We start from the raw sequence: 6,353 nt of genomic DNA on the forward strand, positions 1-6,353 counted from the left end.
AGTACCCGCACTGTTTTAACCCTGTCAACAAAAAACGCGCCCGAAGGCGCGTTGGCGATACACTCAATGTAAGGGACTACTCTTCTTCTGCTTCGACGAAGTTGGCGTCTTTTACTGAAGTTGTTGCACGACGGGCTTCGCCTTTGTGCTGCACTTTATTGAGCTGCCGTTCCAGCTTGTTGATCAAATCATTAATGGCGGTGTACATATCTTCGTGTTTTGCGCTGGCGACCAGATGTCCGTTCGGTGTATTGATGGTGGCATCAGCAGTGAAACCCTGTGGCTCCTTAGACAGAATGATATGTGGATTAATTAGGTGAGTTTGCCATTTATCCAGTTTGGAGAGACGGTCTGCGACATGCTGGCGAATTGCCGGAGTAATTTCCATTTGTTTACTGGTAATGTTCATTGTCATAAATTTTACCTCTTGTCTTTCCCGTCTTGGTGAACCCAGCATACCGTTCCTAATGTCAAAATGTGTGATTTAAATCACATTTTTTTGTCACTTTTTGTCAGGGATATCTTTTTGTGAGGCATCGCAGGAACAGGGGATCTTTTACTTGAGGAATACCTGAAAGCAGGCCATATTTGATAGGATGCGTTGCAGCTAAACCGCTTCAGTTGCGGCGTTTACGGATAAAAAAACGGCAGCCATTGGGCTGCCGTTTTGTTTTGCATTCGGAGATGAATCAGGTGTTGCTGCTGTTAGCGGCAATAATTTTCGCCACTTTGTCAGCCTGAGCATTCATCTGCAACTGACGATAGGCATTTTCCATCAGCGGCAAAGCATCACGCGTTGCCTGGGTATCCGGGTAGTCGCGCATCATTCCCTCTACGCGGTTCACGACGGCAATCCATGCGCCACGCGCGGTGTAATAATCGGCAACAGAGTATTCGTATTTCGCCAGACGATCTTTCAGGAACACCAGACGCTTGGTGGCATCGGTTGTGTATTGGCTGTTCGGATAGCCACGCACGAGTTTGGAGAAATCGTTGAACGCAGCTCGGGCGTGTTGTGGATCGCGATCGCTGCGATCAACACCAAAGAATCCTTGCAGCGCACTGTCATCCAGCGCCATATTGGTCAGGCCGCGCATATACATGACATAATCAATATTTGGGTGCGTTGGGTTAAGACGGATAAAACGATCGATAGCAGCCTGAGCCAATGGCAGATCGGCGTTTTTGTAGTAGGCGTAGATGAGATCCAACTGCACCTGCTGGGAATACGGTCCAAATGGATAACGGTTATCCAACGCTTCCAATTGCGTTATTGCCTGTTTCCAGTTACCGTCCTGCAGCTTTTGCTGAGCAGTCGCGTAGATTTCATTAGGCGGATTATCGGGCACCTCTTCCGTTGAACCAGAGCAACCCGCCAAAAACAGGCTCAACGTGGCTGCTGCCACCAGATATTTCATGCGCGTCATGACGTTTTGACTTTCCTCAAAATGTAATACGGGAGATTCTCTGTTCCTGCTCCCGGTTAAGACCAGCTACAATAGCACACTATATTAAACGGCAAAGCCGTAAAACCCAACGTTAAACGAAGAAGCAGTTTATGGCACAACGAGTAGAACTCACCGCAACAGTCTCCGAAAATCAGCTCGGTCAACGCTTAGATCAGGCTTTGGCCGAATTGTTCCCTGATTATTCGCGTTCACGCATAAAAGAATGGATCCTCGACCAGCGAGTGCTGGTAAATGGGCATCTTTGCGATAAACCGAAAGAAAAAGTATTGGGCGGAGAACGTGTCTCCATCAATGCTGAAATTGACGAAGAAATTCGTTTTGAAGCGCAAGATATCCCGTTGGATATCGTCTATGAAGATGACGACATTCTTGTCATCAACAAACCACGCGACTTCGTGGTGCATCCTGGTGCAGGTAATCCTGATGGCACGGTACTGAATGCGTTACTGCATTACTACCCGCCAATCGCGGATGTCCCGCGTGCGGGGATTGTGCACCGTCTGGATAAAGACACCACCGGATTAATGGTTGTCGCAAAAACTGTCCCGGCGCAAACGCGTCTGGTGGAGTCATTGCAGCTGCGTGAAATCACGCGTGAGTACGAAGCCGTGGCGATTGGTCATATGACTGCGGGTGGTACAGTAGAAGAACCGATCAGCCGTCATCCAACCAAACGTACGCATATGTCTGTGCATCCAATGGGTAAACCGGCGGTGACTCACTACCGTATTATGGAACACTTCCGTGTGCACACGCGTCTGCGGCTGCGTCTGGAAACCGGACGTACGCACCAGATCCGCGTGCACATGGCGCATATTACCCATCCGCTGGTGGGCGATCAGGTTTATGGCGGCCGTCCGCGTCCACCGAAAGGGGCATCGGACGAATTTATTTCTACGCTGCGTAAGTTCGATCGCCAGGCGCTGCATGCCACCATGCTGCGTCTTTATCATCCGATCTCCGGTATCGAAATGGAGTGGCATGCGCCTATCCCGCAGGATATGGTCAAACTCATTGAAGTCATGCGCGCTGATTTTGAAGAACATAAGGATGATGTTGCCTGGTTATGAGTAAGCTAATTGTCCCGCAGTGGCCACTGCCGAAAGGCGTTGCGGCCTGCAGTTCTACACGTATTGGGGGTGTCAGTTTGCCTCCTTACCATTCGCTGAATCTGGGTGCCCACTGTGGCGATAACCTGGAACATGTCGAAGAGAACCGAAAACGGCTGTTTACTGCGGGCAATCTGCCTTCGAAACCGGTTTGGCTGGAGCAAGTGCACGGTAAGGATGTGCTGAAACTGACGGGTGCGCCCTATGATTCTAAAAGGGCGGATGCGTCGTACAGCAACACGCCAGGCACCGTTTGCGCGGTGATGACGGCGGATTGCCTGCCCGTGCTATTTTGTAATCTCGCCGGAACGGAAGTGGCGGCAGCCCACGCGGGGTGGCGCGGATTGTGTGAAGGCGTACTGGAAGAAACCGTTGCCTGCTTTGCTGATAAACCGGCAAACATTATGGCCTGGTTAGGTCCAGCCATCGGCCCTGCGGCTTTTGAAGTCGGGCCAGAAGTTCGTGACGCGTTTATGGCGAAAGATGCAAAGGCGCAGGCTGCCTTTTTGCCACGCGGAGAAAAATATCTGGCGGACATTTATCAGCTTGCACGTCAGCGCCTGACAAACGTCGGGATCACCCACATTTATGGTGGCGACCGCTGCACATATAGTGAAAGTGAGACATTCTTCTCTTATCGCCGCGACAAGACCACTGGTCGGATGGCAAGTTTTATTTGGCTGATATAACCTAAAGAATCAAGACGATCCGGAACGCGCCGTTTTCTTTTCACATAATTCAGGTCATTCACCTTGAATAATTGAGGGATGACCTCATTTAATCTCCAGTAGCAATTTTGACCTGTTATGGGAGGAGTTATGCGTCTGGATCGTCTTACTAATAAATTCCAGCTTGCTCTCGCCGATGCCCAGTCACTTGCATTGGGGCACGACAACCAATTCATCGAACCTCTTCATCTAATGAGCGCCTTGCTGAATCAGGAAGGGGGTTCGGTTCGTCCTTTGTTAACGTCTGCTGGCATCAATGCTGGCCAGTTACGCACAGCGATTGATCAAGCGCTAAGCCGTCTACCGCAAGTGGAAGGGACCGGCGGCGACGTGCAACCGTCTCAGGAGCTGGTGCGTGTACTGAATCTTTGCGACAAGCTGGCGCAAAAACGTGGGGACAACTTTATTTCGTCGGAACTGTTCGTTCTGGCGGCGCTTGAGTCTCGCGGTACGCTAACCGACTTGTTGAAGTCGGCTGGGGCGACAACCGCCAATATCACTCAGGCAATTGAACAAATGCGCGGAGGTGAAAGCGTGAACGATCAAGGGGCTGAAGACCAACGCCAGGCCTTGAAAAAATACACCGTCGATCTGACCGAGCGTGCCGAACAGGGCAAACTCGATCCGGTTATTGGTCGTGATGAAGAAATTCGTCGTACCATTCAGGTACTGCAACGCCGTACCAAAAACAACCCGGTACTCATCGGTGAACCCGGTGTGGGTAAAACTGCGATTGTTGAAGGACTGGCACAGCGCATCATTAATGGTGAAGTCCCTGAAGGGCTAAAAGGCCGTCGCGTACTGGCGCTGGACATGGGGGCGCTGGTGGCCGGGGCAAAATACCGCGGTGAGTTTGAAGAGCGCCTGAAAGGGGTACTCAACGATCTCTCAAAACAGGAAGGCAACGTCATCCTGTTTATCGACGAATTGCACACCATGGTCGGGGCGGGGAAAGCGGACGGCGCGATGGATGCCGGGAACATGCTGAAACCGGCCCTGGCGCGTGGTGAACTGCACTGCGTGGGCGCGACGACGCTGGATGAGTATCGCCAGTACATCGAAAAAGATGCTGCGCTGGAACGTCGTTTCCAGAAAGTGTTTGTTGCCGAACCGTCAGTGGAAGATACCATCGCGATTCTGCGTGGCCTGAAAGAACGTTATGAGCTGCATCACCATGTGCAGATAACCGACCCGGCCATTGTGGCGGCGGCAACACTGTCGCATCGTTATATTTCGGATCGTCAACTGCCGGATAAAGCTATCGACCTTATCGATGAGGCTGCCTCCAGCATTCGTATGCAGATTGATTCCAAGCCGGAAGAGCTGGACAGACTCGATCGCCGTATCATCCAGTTAAAGCTGGAACAGCAGGCGTTGATGAAAGAGTCTGATGAGGCGAGCAAAAAACGCCTCGATATGCTTAACGAAGAACTGGACGACAAAGAACGTCAGTATTCGGCGCTGGAAGAAGAGTGGAAAGCCGAGAAAGCATCACTCTCCGGAACACAAACCATCAAAGCCGAACTGGAACAGGCGAAAATCGCCATTGAACAGGCGCGTCGTGTTGGCGATCTGGCGCGGATGTCTGAACTGCAGTACGGCAAAATACCAGAACTGGAAAAACAGCTGGAAGCAGCCACTCAGTCTGAAGGTAAAACCATGCGCCTGTTACGTAATAAAGTGACAGATGCAGAAATTGCCGAAGTGCTGGCGCGCTGGACGGGTATCCCGGTTGCCAGAATGCTCGAAGGCGAACGTGAGAAACTGCTGCGTATGGAGCAGGATCTGCATAACCGCGTAATTGGTCAAAATGAAGCGGTTGAGGCGGTATCGAACGCGATTCGTCGTAGCCGTGCGGGTCTGGCTGACCCTAACCGTCCGATTGGTTCGTTCCTGTTCCTTGGGCCGACCGGTGTTGGTAAAACCGAACTGTGTAAAGCGCTGGCTAACTTTATGTTCGACAGCGACGACGCGATGGTGCGTATCGACATGTCCGAGTTTATGGAGAAACACTCCGTATCTCGTCTGGTCGGTGCGCCTCCGGGATATGTGGGCTATGAAGAAGGTGGCTACCTGACAGAAGCGGTACGTCGTCGTCCTTATTCCGTCATCCTGCTGGATGAAGTGGAAAAAGCGCACCCGGATGTGTTCAACATTCTGTTGCAGGTGCTCGACGACGGTCGTTTGACTGACGGGCAGGGGAGAACGGTCGACTTCCGTAATACGGTGGTCATCATGACCTCTAACCTCGGTTCCGATCTGATCCAGGAACGTTTCGGTGAACTGGATTATGGGCATATGAAAGACCTGGTGCTGGGTGTGGTCAGTCACAACTTCCGGCCGGAATTCGTTAACCGTATAGATGAAGTTGTGGTATTCCATCCGTTGGGTGAACAACACATTGCCTCTATTGCCCGGATCCAACTGCAGCGTCTGTACAAACGTTTGGAAGAGCGTGGTTATGAAATCCATATCTCTGACGAGGCGCTTAAACTGCTGAGCGTGAATGGCTACGATCCGGTCTACGGGGCACGTCCATTGAAACGTGCTATCCAGCAACAGATCGAAAACCCGCTGGCGCAGCAAATCCTGTCTGGTGAGCTGATTCCGGGCAAAACGATTCGTCTGGAAGTGAATGACGATCGCATCGTGGCAGTGCAGTAAGTCACAAAACAATAAAAACGGGCCCTGTGGGGCTCGTTTTTGTTTAAAAACCAGGCGAATATAGGCGCTCATTGTGATTTTTGATTGAAAAGTAATCGCTTGATAAGTTTTTTGTATTTTGGGCTTGTCAGCCGGAAATAACTCCCTATAATGCGCCTCCACTGACACGGAACAACGGCACGCAAGCCGCCGGGTCAGTGGGGTTCCACTGAGAACTCCGGCAGAGAAAAGCAAAATTAAATGCTTGACTCTGAATGAGGAAAACGTATTATACGGGACCTCGCAACGGTGAGCGAAAGCCGCGTTGCACTGCTCTTTAACAATTTATCAGACAATCTGTGTGGGCACTCGAAGATACGGATTCTTAACGTCGCAAGACGAAA

The 6,353-nt window shown here is 51.2% G+C and carries 5 protein-coding genes; 3 read left to right on the top strand and 2 right to left on the bottom strand.

What is annotated here, in order from left to right; genetic code table 11:
* Positions 1–76 precede the first annotated feature (76 nt).
* Both raiA and bamD read right to left on the bottom strand, forming a co-directional pair.
* The gene (raiA, locus tag AC07UY_RS21200) at positions 77–415 is read right to left on the bottom strand and encodes a ribosome-associated translation inhibitor RaiA (protein WP_162382704.1); all 339 of its coding nucleotides are present in this window, start codon (positions 413–415) and stop codon (positions 77–79) included.
* Positions 416–689: 274 nt separating this feature from the next.
* Positions 690–1,427, bottom strand: coding sequence for an outer membrane protein assembly factor BamD (gene bamD, locus AC07UY_RS21205; protein WP_203360362.1), 738 nt, complete (start codon positions 1,425–1,427; stop codon positions 690–692).
* Positions 1,428–1,558: 131 nt separating this feature from the next.
* On the opposite strand from bamD, the gene rluD reads away from it, so the two are divergent.
* The 3 genes from rluD to clpB all read left to right on the top strand — a co-directional run bounded on the left by rluD (position 1,559) and on the right by clpB (position 5,970).
* Positions 1,559–2,539 carry a 23S rRNA pseudouridine(1911/1915/1917) synthase RluD gene (gene rluD / locus AC07UY_RS21210; protein ID WP_203360363.1) on the top strand — a complete coding sequence of 327 codons (981 nt, stop codon included), beginning with the start codon at positions 1,559–1,561 and terminating at the stop codon, positions 2,537–2,539.
* Positions 2,536–3,267, top strand: a complete 732-nt coding sequence (gene yfiH, locus AC07UY_RS21215) for a purine nucleoside phosphorylase YfiH (protein WP_494701889.1) — start codon at positions 2,536–2,538, stop codon at positions 3,265–3,267. Before rluD ends, yfiH begins: the two co-directional genes overlap by 4 nt.
* Before the next feature lie 129 nt (positions 3,268–3,396).
* Positions 3,397–5,970 (top strand): ATP-dependent chaperone ClpB, encoded by a 2,574-nt coding sequence (gene clpB, locus AC07UY_RS21220; RefSeq protein ID WP_203360365.1) that lies wholly within the window; start codon positions 3,397–3,399, stop codon positions 5,968–5,970.
* The last annotated feature ends 383 nt before the right edge of the window (positions 5,971–6,353 follow it).

This window comes from Citrobacter sp. GW821-FHT02E08 (assembly GCF_059421685.1).